The sequence below is a fragment of the Prochlorococcus marinus str. MIT 0912 genome (assembly GCF_027359595.1).
Lineage (GTDB): Bacteria > Cyanobacteriota > Cyanobacteriia > PCC-6307 > Cyanobiaceae > Prochlorococcus_B > Prochlorococcus_B marinus_C.
This window is the reverse complement of the sequence record NZ_CP114783.1, coordinates 1,795,649-1,811,149: the sequence shown is the minus strand read 5'-3', so window position 1 is coordinate 1,811,149 and position 15,501 is coordinate 1,795,649. Positions and strand designations below refer to the sequence as shown.

Here is a 15,501-nt window from a genome sequence, read left to right as displayed (position 1 = left end):
CTTAACTTTTCTCAATCATGTTTCAATTATTTCGTACCAAATGGTTTAGATCAGCGCCAGTAGTAGCAGCGATCTGGATCACCTTAACAGCTGGTATTATTGTTGAATTCAATAGATTTGTTCCTGACTTGCTTTTCCACCCAATGTCTTTTTAAAAATATAAATTATTGATTAAATTTAAGTTTTCAATCCCATTAAGCCTTCAATTTCCTTGAAGGCTTTTTCTATATCTTCATTAATAACCACAGCGTCAAACTCCTTTTTCGCAATAAGTTCCTTATTCGCTATTTCCAAACGATCTTTAATAGCTTCTTCAGTCTCAGTTCCTCTACCTCTAATCCTTTTTTCAAGTTCCGATAAATTTGGCGGTGCTAAAAATATTTGTAATGCTTGAGGAAAAGACTTTCGGATCTGTCGAGCACCTTCTAATTCAATTTCAAGAAGAACATTAGTCCCTTTTTCTATTTTTTCTTTAACTATTTTTTTTGGAGTTCCATAAAAATTATTAGAAAATGAAGCCCACTCAAGAAAACCTTCTTTATCAATTATTTCCTGAAAATTTTTCTTTTCTAAGAAAAAATAATGCTCTCCATCAATTTCTCCAAATCTTGGCTGGCGAGTAGTAGCAGAAATAGAAAGCCATACATCACTATGACTATCAAGGATTTTCCTAACAATTGTCCCTTTACCAACCCCGCTTGGGCCAGTAAGAACAGTAAGATTTCCTAAAGATGACATGACTGAATCCTCTCTAATTTACCTACCAAAGGTTAATTACATCATTTTTGAAGTTAAAAGGATGATAGATGAACAAAGTTCCGATTCAAATAATGGACTTAACAACCCTTAAAGCGGTTGTATTTGAACTTAACCAAGAAATAGTTCCAAGTCGATTTGAGAATGCACAGCAAATTGATTCACATACAATTCAATTAGGTTTTAGAACCTTGGAAAAACTTAAATGGATAGAAATAAGCTGGCTTGCTGAAACTCCAAGAATTGTATCCATACCACCTCCAAAAAGATATGGTGAAAAAAGTACATTAGCGAAACAATTAAAAAATCTATTGATCAATTTAGCTTTGGTAGAAATTGCACAAACTGGTTTTGAAAGAATAGTAAGGTTTAAATTATCTAGTAGACCTGGAAAAGAAATAGAGAAAGAATTGATAGTCGAATTGATGGGCAGACATAGTAATATTTTACTTATAAACAGAACAGGCAAAATAATTACTCTTGGGAAACAAATAAAGAACAGTCAATCAAGATTAAGGCCAATAGGAACAGGAGATATATATACATCTCCTCCACCTCTTAAAGGTCTAGTTCCTGATTACTTTGAATCATTCAATTCATGGAAAGAGAATATATGCTTAGTTCCTTCATCATTTAAGAATAGCCTCAAAAATACCTACCAAGGAATAAGTCCTGCTCTAACATTACAGATTGCGAGCAATGATTATAAAGATGCAATTAATATAATAAATCAATCAGTAAAAAGTATTGAATTAGATACATGGGAAGCAATATATAAAAAATGGAAAGAGTGGTTATTAGATTTAAAGAATAACAACTACACTATTAGTTTCGAAGGACCAACAGATTTTAAAGTATGGGGTCAAAGAAAATCAAAAGCTAACAATCCTAAAATAGGAAATAGCCTTAGCATCTATTATTCAAATAAAATTGTAGAAAGGAAAATTAATTCTATTAGAGAAAAATTGAAACAAGATCTAGGGAATTCAAAAGATCATGAAATGAGAAAACTAGAGGAACAGGAATTACTAATTCAAAGTATTTCTGAATATCTAACGATGCAAAAAAAAGCTAACAATCTTCTCACTTTACAATCTCCCACCAAGAAACAAATAATTGAGGCTCAAAGACTCTTTAAAGAAGCAAAAAGAAAAAAAAGATCTCGAGAATCAATTCTAAATAGAGTCAAGTTTTACAAGAAGAAAATATCAGAAATTGAAAATTGTGAGTTATTTCTTGATTCATTAATGTATGGGGTTAATGAGGCTAATGAAAACAAACTAGATTCAATTATTGAACTTAAAGAAGAAGTAGAAGAATATATTTGTATTAAAAAGAACTCACCCAAGTTTAAATCAAATAGAAAGAAGGAAGACTCCTCGATTATAAAAGAGATACAAAGTCCTAGCGGACTAAAGATTCAAATAGGTTCTAATAACAGGCAAAACGAATTTATTAGTCTAAGGAAAGGTAAAAAAGGAGATCTTTGGTTTCATGCTCAAGAAACACCTGGAAGCCATGTTGTACTTAAATCGTCCAATGGACTTTTTGATGACAAAGATATTGAACTAGCTGCTGATATTGCTTCTTTCTTTAGCCGTGCTAGAGGTAACAAACTTACACCAATAATTATGGTTCCAATTGAGAATCTGCAAAGGATATCAGGATCCTTGCCTGGAACTGTTAGGCATAGGGGTGGGAAGGTTCTTTGGGGAAAAGCTGAGAGAGCCGCGAAATATTTCCCCCATAATTGAACTTCAATGACTTAATATCAGCTTCATTAGACCAGTTTAAAATGATTGACTTTTTGCTAGGCACGCATGAGTTTCTTGGTAATCACACTTTCCCAGAGTTTTTAATTGGATATTTATTTGGTGCTGCTTTAATTATTGGTGCTCCAACAGTCTTTCTTTTATTAGCATTTACAAGCGCTTTAATGAAAACAAACGGAAAAATGGGTGGATATAAAGAATATGCTAGTTATGGAGAATCTTCACTAAATGATTGCCCTCCTTTTATTTTGCCTGACCCAACAAAAAACAAGTAAAAAAAACTATCTATAAAGCGAATTAACAAGAATTTATAAATTTAGATCTTCTAAAATAGCTATCAAAATTCCTTAGTTACTACTTACAAACTCAATTTCCTACTAAAATAAGACCATTAAGCTAAATCAACCTGAATAGCTCCAACAAAAACGAAAATATTTTAAAAGCTCCTCCTCCTATAAGGGTTAACGGAAAAGCTAATTCATATAAGGCATCTCAATCTAATGAAATGCCTTTAGTTGATCATCTTGAAGAACTTCGACAAAGGATCCTAAAAAGTCTGATTGCAGTTCTTCTTTTATCAGGTTTTTGCTTGTTATTTGTTAGAAAGCTTGTACAAGCATTAGAGATGCCAGCAGGAAAAATACAATTTTTACAAGTAGCACCTGGTGAATTTTTATTTACTTCAATAAAAGTTGCAGGTTACGGAGGACTTACTCTCTCTCTTCCTTTCATACTTTACCAATTTTTAAGGTTCATCCTTCCAGGTCTAACTAAAAAAGAGAAGCTTTTGATAGCACCATCAGTTGCAGGTTCAGCAATTTTATTTTTTTTAGGAATTTTCTTTGCCTGGAAGGCTTTGATACCTGCAGCCTTAGGATTTCTAATAAATTATGGAGCCGATGTTGTTGAGCCACTATGGTCAATAGAAAAATATTTAGATTTTGTCCTTCTACTTATGCTTTCGACTGGTTTAGCCTTCCAATTACCAATACTTCAATTGATTTTAGGTTTCTTTGAAATAATTTCTTGGCAAAAGATGTTATCTGCATGGAGATTAGTAGTTATGGCCTCAGCCATTGCAGGTGCTGTTTTAACTCCATCAACTGATCCGATAACGATGCTTCTTTTGTCAACATCGATAACTTTTTTATTTTTTGTGGGAATTGGTTTAGTGGCCTTAACAACAAATCTCAAAGGACAAATTCGTCCATCCTTTGATCCATAGGTAAAGCTAATGTAATTGCTTTGCCTAATCTTGGTTTGGCCTGGACATTTTCCAGCCAATTTCTAACAAAATGTGAGTAGCCGGAACGGTTAATTATTTCTAAGGTTCGATTTAAATTTTCTTTAAAGGTCTCTTCATCCATAGGAAAAGACTGTTGTTCTAAAAATCCCCACATCATTTGCAAATAGATCCGGTCTCTTTTTATTAACAATCGCAAATCATATGTTACGCCCCAGCGCCTTCTTAAGCACTCCATTACTTCTTCTGCTTTCAATGGGATTGAAGAAGAATAACGACCAGAATTTGACGAATTAAATTCAGAACTCATTTCAAAACCTAGTCTTGGCAGAGATTAATAACCCTTTATGTGTCCATTCTGGTCTAATATCTATCTATAGGTGAACGTCTGTAATGACACAAATGACAACTGCAGATGTGCCCTCAATGGGTAGAAGGCAGTTCATGAATCTGCTTACTTTTGGAACTGTTACAGGAGTTGCTTTAGGAGCGTTATATCCAGTAGCCCAATACTTCACTCCATATAGGGCCGGTGGTGGTGGTGGTGGAACAAATGCAAAAGATGAGTTAGGAAACAATGTAAGTGCAAGTGGTTGGTTATCAACCCATCCAGTTGGAGATAGAAGTTTGGTCCAAGGTCTCAAAGGTGATCCAACCTACCTAATAGTTGAAGGGGAAGATGCAATTACTAGTTACGGAATAAATGCGATTTGCACTCACCTTGGTTGTGTAGTGCCATGGAATAGCGGAGCAAACAAATACATGTGTCCATGTCATGGAAGTCAATATGATTCCACAGGAAAAGTAGTCAGAGGTCCTGCTCCTCTATCTCTAGCGATAGCTCATGTCTCCGTGGAGGATGATCAAGTTCTAGTAAGTCAGTGGACAGAAACTGATTTTCGAACTGGTACTAATCCTTGGTGGGGATGATAAATAAATGAACAAAAACTTTAATACAATTTCTAAAACCATGAGTCGTTCACTAAAACTTTTTCTCTTCTCAATTTTTATTGGATTTTCAATATTTATAATTCCTCAACCAACTTGGGCATACCCATTTTGGGCGCAACAAAAATTTGAAAATCCGAGAGAGGCAACAGGGAAAATTGTTTGTGCTAATTGCCATGTAGCAAGTATGCCAACAAGAGCTGAGGTACCTCAGGCAGTAGCTGCTGATAGTGTTTTCAAAACAGTCGTAGAAATACCCTATAAAAAAGATCTACAAGAGATAGGAGCGGATGGGAGTAAAGTTCCTCTCCAAGTTGGAGCTGTTGTAATGCTTCCAGATGGATTTAAGCTTGCCCCTCAAGAAAGATGGACTGATGAAATAAAGGAAGAGACACAAGGTGTTTACTTCACTCAATACAGCGAGGAACAAGAAAATATTATTTTAGTAGGCCCTTTACCTGGTGATCAAAACAGAGAGATTGTATTCCCTGTATTATCACCTGATCCCAGAAAAGACAAAAATTATAATTTTGGAAAGTATTCAATTCACATAGGTGGCAATAGGGGAAGAGGACAGGTTTATCCAACTGGTGAGAAGAGCAATAACAATTTATTTACAGCAACGAATTCTGGGACAATCACTTCAATAGAAACCAACGATGATGGAACAAAAATAATTAATTTAAATAATGAAGAAGGGGAAAGTTTTACTGAAAATCTTCCGGCTGGTACTTCATTATTAATAAAAGAAGGAGATACTATTGAGAAAGGTGCAAAATTAACTGAAGACCCTAATGTTGGAGGCTTTGGTCAACTTGACAAAGAAATAGTTTTGCAAAGCAAAGCAAGAGTTATTGGAATGATAATTTTCTTTATAGGGGTAGGTTTATCACAAATAATGCTCGTTCTCAAAAAGAAACAAGTTGAAAAGGTTCAAGCTGCTGAAGGAATATAAATTCAAATAGTTGATGGACAATATTTTTTTAGCGCTTAGATCACCAGGCCCTGAGTTGTTTCAACTGGGGCCTTTTTCATTAAGATGGTATGGATTGCTAATAGCTATTTCAGTCTTATTAGGTCTAAACTTATCAGGCAAGTTGGCCTCAGAAAAAGGGGTCAAAAGAAGCCTTATAAACGATTTACTTCCTATTTTAATTTTGGCATCTGTGTTTGGAGCAAGAATTTATTATGTTGCATTTGAATGGAGAAATTACATTGGCAAAAACTTCTGGAGTTCTATTAATTTCCTGAACTTAAATATTCCTATTCCCAGTGTGATAGAAATTTGGGGAGGAGGAATTGCAATTCATGGGGCATTGATAATGGGTACATTTTCTATCATATTTTTTTGCCGATGGAGAAAAGAACCTTTCTGGGATGTTGTTGATGTCTTGGTCCCCTCGGTTGCATTAGGCCAAGCAATAGGTAGATGGGGAAATTTTTTTAATAATGAAGCTTTTGGGATACCTACAAATTTACCCTGGAAATTATTCATACCTTATAGATTTAGGCCAGAAATATTCTCTACGCAAGAATATTTTCACCCTACTTTTCTTTATGAATCACTATGGAATATTTTTGTTTTTGGCATTCTGATTTTTCTTTTAAGAAGGCACATAAAGGAGAACTAACTCTACCGCCTGGTAGTTTAAGTTGCTTATATTTAATCACTTACAGCTTAGGCAGGTTGTGGATAGAAGCCTTAAGAATTGATCCTCTATGTTTGGGTGGTTTTCCACCTTTTTGCGAAGGGGGACTACGAATGGCACAATTAATTAGTTTATTTTTAATTAGTGCAGGTTTATTAGGACTATGGAGAATTTATATTTCTAAGAAAGCACTCCCCGATCCTTCCTTAACTAATGGGAGAAATCAATGAGCCCTATTTCAATTGTCGGAGCAGGTCCCGGCGCTTTAGATTTAATTACTATAAGAGCTCAACAAAGACTGAAAAAAGCTGATGTTCTTGTTTGGACAGACTCTCTTATACCTATACAAATAACAAAACTTGTTAAAGATGATTGTGAAAAGATAAAGACAAGTTCACTAACTCTAGAAGAAATTCTTTTAATATTAATTAAAAAGCATAAGGAAGGTAAAAAGATAGTTCGTCTCCATGATGGTGACCCTTGCTTATATGGAGCAATATCAGAACAAATATGTAGATTAAATGATGTAGGAATTGAGGTAGAAGTTGTTCCTGGAGTAAGTGCCTTTCAAGCTACAGCCGCAACTTTAGGGTTCGAACTAACAATTCCAGATTTAACCCAAACAATAATACTTAGCAGAGCTGATGGTAGGACAGGAAAACCAGAGAAGGAAAGTCTTCAAAAGCTAGCATCTATTCAATCTTCTTTATGTCTCTACCTAAGTGCAAGACATGTGGAAGAAGTGCAATCCATACTTATAAAATATTATCCGGCTAATACCCCTGTAGCAATTGCATATAGAGTGACTTGGCCAGACGAATGGATAAAAGTCATACCTTTGAGTGAGATGGCAAAAACATCTCAAGAACAAAATTTAATCAGAACAACTTTATACATAATCAGTCCAACGTTAAAGCTCGGGAATAATAGATCAAAGCTTTATAATCCTTCTCATTCACATTTATTTAGGTCGAATTAAAGAGAAAAACTAAGGAATATATTTTATTAATTATTAGAGTCATAGATAAATTATCTTTTAGAGACAAACGACTTTACAGAGCCTTTAGAATAATATTAATACCCAAAAGGTTTTTAATTGGAAAAAAGTGAAGAAAGAAAAAGCGGTAGCTCTTATATCGCAAATAAAAAATCCGCATTACGAACTGTTGGGGAGTTTCTCAGGGAAGCCCGACAAAGTAGAAATCTTTCAGTAGAGGATCTTTCTTCCTCACTCAGAATCGGGAAAGAACAATTGATTGCACTTGAATCAGGGGATGAAGGTGCACTTCCTGAAAAAGTTTTTATTAGAGCAATGGTTCGAAGAATAGCCGAAAAATTAAACTTAGATACAAGTTTTATTCTTGAAGAACTTAATGAAAAGAAAAACAATGAGCCAAAATCTAACCATGTAATTTATAAAAAAAATACCAAAAAGATTAAACATTTTAATCCATTTATCATTGTAATTTTATCGGGTATTTTAGGATTATCTAGTTCAATCATGCTATTAAAATATATTCAAAAAGAACAAAATGATTCGATCAATCCAAAGCCAAATGATATTATTTTACTAGACAAAAATAAATCTTCTTAAAGAATATTTATATCAACATCCTTTATCTTCTTAATTAGTAAAATCGCCCTATTCAAACTCCATTTCTCAAGATCTAAATTTTGGCCTAAGTCATTAGGAATTAGCTCTATATTAACTTTTTTATTATTAGCTTCAATAACTAATTTGGATACCAAAGGTTCTGGTCTTCTATCCAAAGCGCATGAAAGTCGAAGAAGTAAAGACATATCAGCTACTAAACTTCTTTGACTTTCATCAATCAATAATTGCCAAGATTCATGTCTTTTTTTTGGAAAACTTTTCCTGTGGTATCTTGCGATAGCAGCAACCATTAAATGCTCAATTTGGGAATAACCTAATAGCTCTCCATTTTTGATTAAATACCACGAGTGTTTGTGATAGGCAGTTATATTAATATGTTTACCGCATGAGTGAAGCTTAGCTGCTGCCCACAAAAGATCTCTACCTTCACCATTATCATTATGCAAAACCCCTTTAGTCTGATCATAAAAAGTAAGGGCAAATTCTGATACACTTTTTGATCGTTTTGAATTAACACCAAATCTTTTCGCTTGATGAATAACTGTTCTTTCTCTAATTGACCCTTGAAAGCTCAACTGATCTTTTAAATAATTATTTCGACACATCCAATCAACAACTAATCCTTCGCGAAGAGCTCTTTCACTTAAAATAATTTCATTAGCATCAACCATAGTCATGATGGTTTGCAAAATCAAAGCACCTGGAACAATAATCTCAGATCTTCTTTCACTTAATGAGGATAATTGACTCCGTTCAGAAGGTGTCATTTTAATTAACTCATTAACAATTATATCCAAATTATTTTTTTTTATTTTATATCCTTGTAATTTTACTTGCATATGATTTTCTTTATAAGATATTAACGACCCAATAGCCATGGCAGTTCCACTAGTTGCTACTAAAACTGGAATTTCTCCTACTTCAATTCTCTTAGATACTTTATCAATTGCAGACTCCATAGAGCCTCGAATAAATGACCTTAAAAACAATTCATTTTGAGAAGATATTGGCTCTTTTTTAATAAATTCTCTTTGTAATCTTACTGCTCCAATCTTTGTACTTGTTAATGCTCGTGCCTCAGAGCTATCAGCAAGAATTAATTCTGTCGATCCTCCTCCAATATCAAGAACTAGATGAGGTTTATTTCCAAATTGCATTCCTGAAAGTACACCAAGATAAATCAATCTTGCTTCTTCTGCTCCGCTTATTAATTCAACATCTAAGCCTATCTTCTTTTTTATTTCAGCAATAAAGGTTTGCCCATTTGGTGCTTCTCTAACCGCACTTGTAGCAGCAATAATAAGACTCTCAACTTTATAACTTTCAGATAAATCCTTAAACCTCTTTAATGTTGAAAAAGCCCTATTCATTGCAAGGGAAGTAAGTTCTCCCGTCTGAGTATCTCTTTCTCCTAGTCGTGTTGTAGATTTCTCTGCAAGTTCAATACTAAAAGTGTTTAATTTTCGCTCAATTTTTGCAATTAACAGATGAGTTGAGTTGGTGCCAATATCAATTGTTGCCACACGACATAATTCAGCATCTTGCTTTTCTCCAAGATCCAATTCAATAGAATTCCTTTCAGAGAAATTGTTTATTGAGTCACCTAACATAATTAGTAGGTTTAACCTCAATACTCTGACACCTTCAGCACCACATTGAGAAGACCTTATAAATCATTATCAATTTGAATTTTCGTGAATAATCTATTTACAAAAAAAATGGGATATTATTTTCAACTTCTTAGATGGAACAAACCTAGTGGAAGATTGATACTTCTCATTCCCGCTGGCTGGTCTCTTTGGTTAACTCCTTCAGCCCCTCCCTCTCTATTCGTTTTTGGAATAATAATTTTAGGTGGATTATTTGTAAGCGGTGCCGGATGTATAGCTAATGATATTTGGGATAGGAAGTTTGACAAGAAAGTACTAAGAACAAAAGAAAGACCATTGGCCAATGGCAACGTATCTCTTAAGACTGCATGGATACTACTAATTTTAATGTTATTTTTTAGTCTTTTCATAGTTCTTGCAATACCAACAGAGAGTAGAAATTTATGCCTTTTACTTGCGACCTTATCGTTACCTTTTATTCTTTTATATCCATCAGCCAAAAGATGGTTTAAATTTCCTCAACTTATTCTTTCTATTTGCTGGGGTTTTTCAGTTCTAATTCCTTGGGCAGCGAGCGAATCTTCATTGGAAGGAGGGGGAACATTGCTATTTTGTTGGCTTGCAACAATATTTTGGACTTTTGGCTTTGATACTGTTTATGCAATGGCAGATGAGATTGACGACAAAGTAATTGGTCTAAATAGCAGTGCAATCAGTCTTGGAAAAAAATCAACGCAAATAGTTTCTTTTTGCTACTTTTTTACCTGTTTATTTCTAGCTCTTGCTGCTTTCAAAGCAAATTTAGGATTAATATATTGGCCTTTTTGGTTGGTATCTACTCTAGGAATGCAAAGAGAAGTTCTCTTATTAAATTCAAGATCACAAGGTATTAAGACTTCAGGATTGCATTTCAGCAATCAGGTGCGAATTGGAAGTTTATTGCTTCTTGGCATGGTGTTAAGCAAGCTTATTTAATCAATGTTTTTAGCAAAATTTGCAAATGACTGAGCCGCTAAAAAAAGGTGATCTTTTCCACATAGTTGCTGCAAGTTCCCCTATAAACAAAAAAGAGGATCTTCAAGCTGGGATAAAAGTACTTGAGGAGTGGGGGTTAACATGCAACCAAATGGATACTATAGATAGGTCATGGGGTTATTTAGCAGGTAATGATGAAGTTAGGTTCAACGAATTACACCCAAACAGTTATTACCCTCTATTGACTTTTGCTAGAGGTGGCTGGGGATCAGCAAGATTACTAGAGAAAAGTCAACCATGGAAAGAAGGTTGGATGATTGGTTTTTCTGATTTGACTTCTATACTTCTTGCACGGCTAGCAGGTGGATTTCAAGGAGGAGTTCATGGGCCTCTAATTACAACTTTGGGGTCCGAACCCGAATGGAGTAAAGACAGGCTTAAATCAATTTTGTTTGGCAATTGTGTACCAGATATTTATGGAGACCCATGGGGAGGTGGGCTCGCAAAGGGGCCTCTAATAGTTGGGAACCTTACTGTCATGACTCACTTAATTGGGACTGAACATCTACCAACTTTCAAAGAATCAATTTTAATCATAGAAGATATTGGAGAAGCCCCCTACAGAATTGACAGGATGCTAACTCACTTAAGATTAGCTGGAGTTCTACAACAGCTATCTGGCATAGGTTTTGGATCATTTAAATATTGTGAAGATGAGAAGGACGTCGACGAAACAAAGACGTTTAGGCTTCTTGATATTTTCAAAAATCGAACACAAGATCTCAAAATCCCAATTGTTTCAAATTTGCCCATTGGACATTGTTGTGGGAATGCCTCACTTCCACTAGGTAGTCAAGCAATCTTAAATGGCGACAAAGGGAGTCTTAGTCTTTTAAAGTAGACAATAAAGACTCTGCAATTACGAGATCAAATGGGGTTGTAACTTTAATATTTGAAGGCCCTGCATCATAAATTTTTACTGGTAATCCCAAACGTTCAAATAAGGATGCATCATCGGTGACACTCCATCCTTTAGCGATTGCTTCACTGTGAGCATGCTTCAGTTTGTTTACTGGAAAGCCCTGAGGTGTCTGGGCTGCCCATAAATCTGAGCGAGGAGGGCTCTCAATAATCTCACCATCTTTATCAACCTTTTTTATCGTGTCAGTTACTTGTGAAGCAGCAATAACAGATTGTCCCGTGGAAACAATCTTTGAGATTTCATCAAAAACGAATGATCTCACCAAGCATCTTGCTCCATCATGAATCAGCACAGACTTAGCCTCAGATGGAAGGGCAGCCAAGCCCAGTTGAACTGACTGCTGTCTTGTAGATCCTCCATTGATCCATTGAACTGACTTAACTGAGTTATCAAGAATTGAACAAATAGAATTTTTGTCTTTGGGTTGTCCAATAATTCCAATCCAAGAAATTGTTTTAGCGTCGAAAGCTGCTTTCAAAGTCCACTCTAAAATCGTTTTACCTGCAACTTTCAAAAGAAGCTTATTTTTATCAGCACCCATTCGACTTCCACTTCCCGCCGCCGCAATTAACAAATGCACAACTGGTCCCTCTCCATTGATTATTCATTCAATATATTTCGATCAGTAAAAATAACTATTTTTGGTGTCTTAGCTTAAAGTCTTTTCAAAAAGCAAGTGGCTCAATAGTAAGTTAAATAAACCAGTTATTGGATTTTAACGATTTTAAAAATCATAAGATTATGACATTATCAAAATCACTTGAAGGTCAAATTGCAATTGTAACTGGAGCCAGTAGGGGGATTGGTAAGGCTATTGCGATTTTTTTAGCAAAAGAAGGAGCAGAAGTAATCATCAATTATTCTTCATCTTTGGAGAATGCAAATAAAGTCGTTTCAGAAATAAACTCCTTAGGGGGTAAGGCATATCCACTTCAAGCTGATATTTCAGATGAAAACTCGGTAAATGAATTAATAAAAAAAGTATTGGAGAAAAATAATAAAATTGATGTCCTGGTCAATAACGCAGGTATAACTAAAGATGGCCTTTTAATGAGAATGAAAACGGACGATTGGCAGAAAGTTTTAGACCTAAACTTGAGCGGTGTTTTTTATTGCACAAGAGCCGTTTCCAGGCAGATGTTAAAGCAAAAAAAAGGAAGAATTATTAACATCACTTCGGTCGTTGGGTTGATGGGCAATCCAGGACAAGCAAACTATTCTGCCGCCAAGGCAGGAGTAGTAGGTCTTACACAAAGTGCTGCAAAAGAATTTGCAAGCAGAGGGATAACTGTAAATGCAGTTGCTCCAGGTTTTATTTCAACTGATATGACAAAAGATCTGAACACTGAATCAATCCTTTCTGCTATCCCGCTTGGAAGATTCGGGAATCCTGAAGATGTTGCAGGAGCAGTGAGGTTTTTAGCCGCAGATCCTTCGGCTGCTTACATAACCGGTCAGACACTTCAAGTTGATGGTGGCATGGTTATGAGTTAACCGTCGTACTCGCTAACTTTATAGAAGCCAGTTATAACAAGGTCATTGAAGAAAAAACTACATAATCTTGCCCACAATGCCTAAAACTCAAATTCCAATTAGGTGGGTCGTCAGTTATCTGAGGTTTTCGACTGCAAAACAGACTGGAGAGACAAAGGACTCACCATCTTATTGGACTTAAGAACGGGAGCTTTTGAAATAGGTATAGGAAAATTTGAGAAAAATGTATTAGAAGAGCTTGATATGACTCTTGAAGATCTAGCTAGTTTGATTACTGATAAAGAACAGTTTGAAAAAGCAAAAACAATCAGAGAGAAGGAAATGGCAGTCGCATGCATACTAAATTAATCGCTAAAAAATCAAATAGCTTGTGGCATGCCGAGTTTATTTAGATGCCTATGTGAGCATTGAAGGCTCTTCTGCCCAAGACTTCGCTCCAGCATGCGCACCTTTCTCAGTCCCATCATGAGAAAGAAGTTCCAAGTTGCATCTTTGGCTCTGACAAACTCCCTCTCTTAGATATTGCAGAAGTGTTCTCACAGATTGATTATCTATATAACTCCAACCTCCTCTAGATGAGACGGATTTAGCTGATCCCTTTTACGATTCAAAGATGAGAATTTAAAACCTTAATTCGATTATAAAAAGAAACGGTTGAATTTTTATTGGATGAAAAAATTCCTTAAGTATATTTTGACTGGCATTATAAATACACTTACCACATATTTGACCTCGATTATACTTTTAGAAATTTTTAATTTCTACTTAATTACAAGCAATCTAATAGGCTTTCTATTTGGGATTTCTGTTTCTTTTTGTTTAAATAGAAATTTTGTATTTAAGAGTAAAGATAAGAAAATTAGAAAACAGATATTAAAGTTTATTTGTGCTTTTTTGATTTCGTATTTGATAAATTTAATTTTCCTAATTGTATTTACATATATTTTTTCAGTAAGTTATTATATTTCACAAATTTTATCAATGGCAACTTATAGTTTATCTTTTTATTATTTATCAAATAGATACATCTTTGCTAAATAATTATTTTTTGCAAAGCTCTAAATTATTTTCCCATTTTTTGCATTTCCATTTATTTGCCTTAGCAATTTTAAGATAGTCATTTTGCAAATAACTATTTGACATCACTCCTGGATCTAATGGATTAAGCAATAAAACATTATATACTTCTAAATCTGACTTTATATCATTATTGCTAGTTGGCAATTTGATAAATTGTCTTTGAGATAAGTGTGGAACTAAATAACTTGTTGTAATAACATTTGAATCTATCGGGATTTCCGAAAATGCTTCATTAGCCGGTTTTATAGAGTTTAATCTACCTAAATAAGGTCCAATAAACAAAAGAGGTTTCGCTAACGCAAACCAACATAAAAGTATCCATAGAAATCTTTTCTTTTCGAATCCTAACTTACCTTTATTTTGACTAATTCCATTTACGACAGAAATTACTATAACAAGTGCAATCGGTAGACTATATTGATGCAATAAATCCCTTTGGAGCGAATTATCAGAAAGAATATTAGTAATTATTAATGGAACTCCACTTATTAAAGTAAAAAGAGAAATCCTTTTGCAAAACACAAATGCAGGAAGAAATAAAATCAATATATAAAATATAGATTCACTCCAATTAATACTACTGATTACAAGATTAGGTTTTAAAAACAAAGTATATAATATTTCTTTAAATGTATCCCCATATTTTGAATATCTTTCTAATGCCATTACTGAACCTTTATCATCATTAAGCAATGGATATAGCCAATTGTTTAAAAATACGAACCATAATGTTGAAATAGAAAAAAGCATCAAAAACCTTCCAAATCTTTTCTTTAAAAGTTGTTCTAATCCAAAACCGAAAATCAGAAGAACTAATCCATCTCTTGTTCCTAGAATTATAAATGTGCAAGCAATTGATTTAATAAAATTTTCATTTTCTTCAAAATAATAATATAAAACAATAAAAGGCATCGACCATACCTCTGGATGAAAATCAAATAGATTTACATTAAAGACAACAGGTTGTAGAAGCCAAAATAATACTATTAAAAAACTAATTTTTTGATTTAAACCTTTACTTTTACAAAGCAAGTATAATGGAACAATTGTAAAGCAAAGAGAAGCAGATTGAGAAATAAATAATATATTTAAATCAGGTTTTATTTTATAAATTAATGATGCAATATAAAGTGTCCAGGCACCATGATCTGCAAGCATATGTAATCCCGTCATAGATGAATATGATGGAAGACCTTTACTAGTCAGCCAAATCCATTGGTCGAACAAACCCAAATCATAAGCTGTACTTTGAAGTAATATGTGTTTTAAAATAGCTAGTAAATAGAAAATTAATGTTGAGCTAATTGCCACTATAAGAACTTTTTTTAAGAGAATATCTTTTCTAATTTTATTTAAAATATACATAAATTATTTAAA

Annotated in this window: 19 protein-coding genes and 1 pseudogene; 14 read left to right on the top strand and 6 right to left on the bottom strand. The window is 34.1% G+C overall.

The annotated features are described in order from the left end of the window. Window positions 1-17 precede the first annotated feature (17 nt). Window positions 18-155 (top strand): photosystem I reaction center subunit IX, encoded by a 138-nt coding sequence (gene psaJ, locus O5640_RS10335; RefSeq protein WP_269612388.1) that lies wholly within the window; start codon window positions 18-20, stop codon window positions 153-155. A 22-nt stretch (window positions 156-177) separates the two neighbouring features. Here psaJ and gmk read toward each other — a convergent pair whose 3' ends face one another. Continuing rightward, complete coding sequence (gmk, locus tag O5640_RS10330; RefSeq protein ID WP_269612387.1) at window positions 178-738, bottom strand: guanylate kinase; 561 nt, start codon at window positions 736-738, stop codon at window positions 178-180. A 68-nt stretch (window positions 739-806) separates the two neighbouring features. On the opposite strand from gmk, the gene O5640_RS10325 reads away from it, so the two are divergent. From O5640_RS10325 to tatC, 3 genes are all read left to right on the top strand, one after another. Further along, complete coding sequence (locus O5640_RS10325) at window positions 807-2,510, top strand: Rqc2 family fibronectin-binding protein (protein WP_269612386.1); 1,704 nt, start codon at window positions 807-809, stop codon at window positions 2,508-2,510. A gap of 41 nt (window positions 2,511-2,551) precedes the next feature. Further along, window positions 2,552-2,803, top strand: coding sequence for a hypothetical protein (locus O5640_RS10320; RefSeq protein ID WP_011294430.1), 252 nt, complete (start codon window positions 2,552-2,554; stop codon window positions 2,801-2,803). Window positions 2,804-3,033: 230 nt separating this feature from the next. Next, on the top strand, window positions 3,034-3,753 hold the full coding sequence (gene tatC / locus O5640_RS10315; protein WP_269612385.1) for a twin-arginine translocase subunit TatC: 720 nt from the start codon (window positions 3,034-3,036) through the stop codon (window positions 3,751-3,753). Here the strand turns inward: tatC and O5640_RS10310 are convergent. Continuing rightward, window positions 3,719-4,081, bottom strand: coding sequence for a DUF3067 family protein (locus O5640_RS10310; RefSeq protein WP_269612384.1), 363 nt, complete (start codon window positions 4,079-4,081; stop codon window positions 3,719-3,721). The two genes, tatC and O5640_RS10310, sit on opposite strands and share 35 nt — an antisense overlap. Before the next feature lie 83 nt (window positions 4,082-4,164). Here O5640_RS10310 and petC point away from each other — a divergent pair, with 83 nt between their 5' ends. From petC to O5640_RS10285, 5 genes and pseudogenes are all read left to right on the top strand, one after another. Beyond that, the gene (gene petC, locus O5640_RS10305) at window positions 4,165-4,701 is read left to right on the top strand and encodes a cytochrome b6-f complex iron-sulfur subunit (RefSeq protein ID WP_269612383.1); all 537 of its coding nucleotides are present in this window, start codon (window positions 4,165-4,167) and stop codon (window positions 4,699-4,701) included. 7 nt (window positions 4,702-4,708) lie between these two features. Continuing rightward, window positions 4,709-5,674, top strand: coding sequence for a cytochrome f (gene petA / locus O5640_RS10300; RefSeq protein ID WP_269612381.1), 966 nt, complete (start codon window positions 4,709-4,711; stop codon window positions 5,672-5,674). 13 nt (window positions 5,675-5,687) lie between these two features. Beyond that, window positions 5,688-6,598 (top strand): annotated as a pseudogene (gene lgt, locus O5640_RS10295) (prolipoprotein diacylglyceryl transferase). Continuing rightward, complete coding sequence (gene cobM / locus O5640_RS10290; RefSeq protein ID WP_269612380.1) at window positions 6,595-7,347, top strand: precorrin-4 C(11)-methyltransferase; 753 nt, start codon at window positions 6,595-6,597, stop codon at window positions 7,345-7,347. The pseudogene lgt and the gene cobM overlap by 4 nt, the downstream one beginning before the upstream one ends. Before the next feature lie 117 nt (window positions 7,348-7,464). Next, entirely contained in the window at window positions 7,465-7,962 is a 498-nt protein-coding gene (locus O5640_RS10285) for a helix-turn-helix domain-containing protein (protein WP_269612379.1), read from the top strand. On the opposite strand, the gene O5640_RS10280 is transcribed toward O5640_RS10285, so the two are convergent. Continuing rightward, window positions 7,959-9,593 carry a Ppx/GppA phosphatase family protein gene (locus O5640_RS10280; protein WP_269612378.1) on the bottom strand — a complete coding sequence of 545 codons (1,635 nt, stop codon included), beginning with the start codon at window positions 9,591-9,593 and terminating at the stop codon, window positions 7,959-7,961. The two genes, O5640_RS10285 and O5640_RS10280, sit on opposite strands and share 4 nt — an antisense overlap. A gap of 84 nt (window positions 9,594-9,677) precedes the next feature. Here O5640_RS10280 and O5640_RS10275 point away from each other — a divergent pair, with 84 nt between their 5' ends. Both O5640_RS10275 and O5640_RS10270 read left to right on the top strand, forming a co-directional pair. Then, entirely contained in the window at window positions 9,678-10,568 is an 891-nt protein-coding gene (locus O5640_RS10275; RefSeq protein WP_269612377.1) for a 4-hydroxybenzoate polyprenyltransferase, read from the top strand. A 25-nt stretch (window positions 10,569-10,593) separates the two neighbouring features. Next, the gene (locus O5640_RS10270) at window positions 10,594-11,469 is read left to right on the top strand and encodes a S66 peptidase family protein (protein ID WP_269612376.1); all 876 of its coding nucleotides are present in this window, start codon (window positions 10,594-10,596) and stop codon (window positions 11,467-11,469) included. Here O5640_RS10270 and ispD read toward each other — a convergent pair. After that, window positions 11,453-12,130: a 2-C-methyl-D-erythritol 4-phosphate cytidylyltransferase gene (ispD, locus tag O5640_RS10265; protein WP_269612375.1), complete on the bottom strand. Its 678-nt coding sequence runs from the start codon at window positions 12,128-12,130 to the stop codon at window positions 11,453-11,455. The genes O5640_RS10270 and ispD overlap by 17 nt on opposite strands. A gap of 161 nt (window positions 12,131-12,291) precedes the next feature. Here ispD and fabG point away from each other — a divergent pair, with 161 nt between their 5' ends. Both fabG and O5640_RS10255 read left to right on the top strand, forming a co-directional pair. Beyond that, window positions 12,292-13,044 (top strand): 3-oxoacyl-[acyl-carrier-protein] reductase, encoded by a 753-nt coding sequence (fabG, locus tag O5640_RS10260; RefSeq protein WP_269612374.1) that lies wholly within the window; start codon window positions 12,292-12,294, stop codon window positions 13,042-13,044. Window positions 13,045-13,146: 102 nt separating this feature from the next. Next, entirely contained in the window at window positions 13,147-13,392 is a 246-nt protein-coding gene (locus O5640_RS10255) for a hypothetical protein (RefSeq protein ID WP_269612373.1), read from the top strand. 48 nt (window positions 13,393-13,440) lie between these two features. Here O5640_RS10255 and O5640_RS10250 read toward each other — a convergent pair whose 3' ends face one another. Beyond that, window positions 13,441-13,584 (bottom strand): hypothetical protein, encoded by a 144-nt coding sequence (locus O5640_RS10250; protein WP_269612372.1) that lies wholly within the window; start codon window positions 13,582-13,584, stop codon window positions 13,441-13,443. Between the two features lie 129 nt (window positions 13,585-13,713). On the opposite strand from O5640_RS10250, the gene O5640_RS10870 reads away from it, so the two are divergent. Then, the gene (locus O5640_RS10870; RefSeq protein WP_420063689.1) at window positions 13,714-14,085 is read left to right on the top strand and encodes a GtrA family protein; all 372 of its coding nucleotides are present in this window, start codon (window positions 13,714-13,716) and stop codon (window positions 14,083-14,085) included. On the opposite strand, the gene O5640_RS10245 is transcribed toward O5640_RS10870, so the two are convergent. Continuing rightward, the gene (locus tag O5640_RS10245; RefSeq protein ID WP_269612371.1) at window positions 14,086-15,435 is read right to left on the bottom strand and encodes a DUF2079 domain-containing protein; all 1,350 of its coding nucleotides are present in this window, start codon (window positions 15,433-15,435) and stop codon (window positions 14,086-14,088) included. It lies immediately after the preceding gene. Window positions 15,436-15,501: the final 66 nt, after the last annotated feature.